This window comes from Deltaproteobacteria bacterium (assembly GCA_030654105.1).
Taxonomy (GTDB): domain Bacteria; phylum Desulfobacterota; class SM23-61; order SM23-61; family SM23-61; genus JAHJQK01.
Window position 1 is genome coordinate 1 of the sequence record JAURYC010000354.1, and the last position, 2,819, is coordinate 2,819.

Consider the following 2,819-nt stretch of genomic DNA (forward strand, 5'->3'; position numbering starts at 1 on the left):
AAGGCCGAGTTACGGGCGGATACCGCTTTACTTTTCAGATCGAAGGGGATGTTTACATATTGCGGAAAGTGGGCACGCACGACATTTTAAAAAAGCCCTAAATTTAGTTTATCCTGATAATCTGTGTACATCCGTGTCCAAGAAGGAAATTCCTATTGAGTTAAATTAATTTTTCCCCATTTCGACTTTCGCCACCGATAATTTTCAATTGGCGTTGAAAGGATGCCCATTCTGTGGTAGGCTGAAAAACAAATTGGAGGGAGATTTTTTTGCTCATGGAGCTTTTCGGAGCCACGGGGAGGAAAAAAGAAGAAAAGCGGAACTACATTCCTCTGGCGGACCGAATCCGCCCTGAGCGTCTGGAAGATTTTGTCGGCCAGGAGCATATCCTCGGTCCGGGCCGTTTTTTACGCTCTTTGATTGAAAAAGATCAGCTGCAATCGTTGATTTTTTGGGGTCCACCGGGTACAGGGAAGACGACGCTGGCCAGGATCATTGCCTGCTCTACTCGATCCCATTTTTTAGGTTTCTCTGCCGTTTTATCAGGGGTTAAGGAGATTCGCCAGGTTATTAGTGAAGCGGAGGGAATGAAGTATCAGGGGCGGCGTACGATCCTTTTTGTGGATGAAATTCATCGTTTCAACAAAGCCCAGCAGGATGCCTTTCTGCCTCACGTGGAACGCGGGACCATTATTCTGATTGGCGCCACTACGGAGAATCCATCTTTCGAAGTGATCTCAGCTCTTTTGTCCCGCTGCCAAGTCCTTACCTTAAGAGCCTTGAGCCCAGATGAAATCAGCCTTATTTTAAGCCGAGCACTGCAAGAGGAAGAAAAAGGGCTGAGCAGTTTGAAGGCGAAATTGACTCCCGAAGCTCTGAAGCATCTCAGCGCCATGGCCCATGGAGATGCCCGGGTGGCGCTGAACGCCTTAGAGGTAGCTGTCCTGGCCACGCCGCCAGGCCCGGATGGCCAAAGGTTCATTTCCTTGCCCATGGCCGAGGAGGCCATGCAACGCAAAGCATTGCTGTATGACAAGGAAGGGGAAGAGCATTACAATATTATTTCGGCCTTCCATAAAAGTCTGCGAGGAAGCGATCCAGACGCCGCTCTTTATTGGCTGGCCAGAATGATTGAGGCCGGGGAAGACCCTTTATACGTCGCGCGCCGCATGGTCCGTTTTGCCTCCGAGGACATTGGCCTGGCTGACCCGGAAGCCCTGAAGGTAGCCCTTGCGTCCATGCAGGCCTTCCATTTCGTCGGCCTCCCTGAAGGGGAGTTGGCTCTGGCAGAAGCTGCGGTTTACTTAGCAACGGCACCGAAGAGCAACGCGCTCTACTTGGGGTATGAAAAGGCCCGCGCGGATGTAAAAGAAAGAGGAGCGCTTCCCGTTCCCTTGCCCATCCGCAATGCGCCCACCAAGTTGATGGGAGAACTGGGCTACGGGAAAGGCTACAAGTATGCCCACGATTATCCAGAAGGGATTGTCGAACAGGATTATTTCCCCCAAGAACTCGGCTCCCGGTCTTATTACCACCCGACGGACAGGGGGATGGAAAAAATTATTAGCCAGCGGCTGAAATTCTGGCGCAAAAAAATGAGCCCGAAATAGGAAGGAAACAATATGGCCAGCCCAGGGAAGGTAAATTCGGTCCCCTGGTTTAGTACCGGCTGCGTCGAGTTCGCAGGGACATTAATAAAAGACTTTGATACACCTACGGAGCGTTAGCAGTTTACTGATCCAAGGCGAGGAGTAAATATATGGGAAGCATCGTTAAGAAGAGGCGGAAGAAAATTGCTAAGCATAAACATCGCAAACTTCTGAAGAAGACCCGTATTCAGAGAAGAAAGCGCAAATAAAATTCTCTTCTTGAGGTAAAGAAAAAAAAGTCTCTTGGGGTTAACGGGTGGATGACTTATCTACCCGTTCCTTCAGTTCCTTTCCGACTTTGAAGAAAGGGAGTTTTTTGGGCAAAACATCCACTTTGTTGCCCGTCCGCGGGTTTCGACCCTGATAGGCTTGGTACGTCCTCACCGTGAAGTTGCCGAAGCCGCGAATTTCGATCCTCTCCCCCCTGGCCACTGCGGTGGCCATGGAGGAAAAGATTGTGTTCACAATGGTTTTGGCATCCTGCTGGGCGAGAGTATTCGACCTTTCCATGAGTTTCTGAATGAGTTGAAATTTGGTCATCTCTCTCCTTCTCCTTAAAAAAGTTTATGATTCATTCCAATTTCGCCAAATATATCATGAACCCTTTCCATATGTAAACCCAAAAATTTTAAAGAATTTTTTCCTTCTCCCTTCCGGCGAGGCAAAATTCAGCTAAAGGGAGATTCATAGCCTGGTTTCTTAATGGCTTCGGACATCATCTCCCGACGTTTTTTCTCCAACTCCCGGATCTGCTGGTTAAGGGATTCAATACGAGTGTCAAGGCTGTCCAGCCTTTCTTCTTTCTGCCGGATCTCCAGGTCGCCCTGACAAGGTTGAAGGCGGAGCAAATTGCGCTCTTTCTGGGTTTCAGCCAATTCTTTTTGTAGCTCCCGTACTTGCCGCTCGATTTGTTTAATCATTTTGGTAAGACCAATGGCCTGGGAGAATATCTTCTGGAAGGAAGCCAGCAAACCTTCATAGTAATCCAGAATAATTTATGCAATTTTACGAAATTTTTTAAAATCAGGCAAGTACAAAATTGCTATTTATCTTGCCTCTCTTCACTTTTTATTTTCTCTCATGAATTCAGAAGGATTATCAAGACCCGGCGGGGAGATGCTGCGCGCCGGCCAAACGGTGGGAGCAAACCTTTCTGCACCCCTTCACTCT

4 protein-coding genes are annotated in these 2,819 nt (G+C 48.5%); 2 read left to right on the plus strand and 2 right to left on the minus strand.

All coding sequences use genetic code 11. The features are described 5' to 3' along the window. Nucleotides 1–275: 275 nt before the first annotated feature. The gene (locus Q7V48_15570) at nucleotides 276–1,610 is read left to right on the plus strand and encodes a replication-associated recombination protein A (protein MDO9212141.1); all 1,335 of its coding nucleotides are present in this window, start codon (nucleotides 276–278) and stop codon (nucleotides 1,608–1,610) included. 149 nt (nucleotides 1,611–1,759) lie between these two features. Then, a complete protein-coding gene (locus Q7V48_15575) occupies nucleotides 1,760–1,858 on the plus strand; it encodes an AURKAIP1/COX24 domain-containing protein (protein ID MDO9212142.1) in 99 nt (32 codons plus the stop codon). A gap of 40 nt (nucleotides 1,859–1,898) precedes the next feature. On the opposite strand, the gene Q7V48_15580 is transcribed toward Q7V48_15575, so the two are convergent. Further along, nucleotides 1,899–2,189, minus strand: coding sequence for an HU family DNA-binding protein (locus Q7V48_15580; GenBank protein ID MDO9212143.1), 291 nt, complete (start codon nucleotides 2,187–2,189; stop codon nucleotides 1,899–1,901). 128 nt (nucleotides 2,190–2,317) lie between these two features. After that, the gene (locus Q7V48_15585; protein MDO9212144.1) at nucleotides 2,318–2,620 is read right to left on the minus strand and encodes a hypothetical protein; all 303 of its coding nucleotides are present in this window, start codon (nucleotides 2,618–2,620) and stop codon (nucleotides 2,318–2,320) included. Nucleotides 2,621–2,819 lie beyond the last annotated feature (199 nt).

Excerpts from the sequence above, each read along its gene's own strand:
- Q7V48_15570 (MDO9212141.1), top strand. The coding sequence starts at position 276 with ATGGAGCTTTTCGGAGCCACGGGGAGGAAAAAAGAAGAAAAGCGGAAC.
- Q7V48_15575 (MDO9212142.1), top strand. The coding sequence starts at position 1,760 with ATGGGAAGCATCGTTAAGAAGAGGCGGAAGAAAATTGCTAAGCATAAA.
- Q7V48_15580 (MDO9212143.1), bottom strand. The coding sequence starts at position 2,189 with ATGACCAAATTTCAACTCATTCAGAAACTCATGGAAAGGTCGAATACT.